At 61.0% G+C, this 223-nt stretch carries 1 pseudogene; it reads left to right on the forward strand.

The annotated features are described in order from the left end of the window. Positions 1-77: 77 nt before the first annotated feature. Positions 78-223: pseudogene (locus E4K09_RS28625) on the forward strand (IS6 family transposase); the annotation flags it as partial.

Genomic DNA, 223 nt, shown 5'->3' on the forward strand with positions numbered 1-223 from the left:
CTCCACGCCTTTCAGGTCCACAATCGGCGATGTCACGGTAACGTTTGGTCAGAGGGTTATGGCTTACGAGCCGCAGCATGACCAAACCCTTCAGCTACAAGCCCCACCGGTGTCCCCTGAGCCTGCGGCTTGTCGAGGAGATGCTGCTCGAGCGCGGTATCGTCGTCTCCTACGAGACGATCCGGCGCTGGGGTAAGAAGTTCGGGCCGGCTTATGCTCGGCG

Source organism: Microvirga pakistanensis, assembly GCF_004458765.1.
In the GTDB taxonomy this organism is placed as follows: Bacteria; Pseudomonadota; Alphaproteobacteria; order Rhizobiales; family Beijerinckiaceae; genus Microvirga; species Microvirga pakistanensis.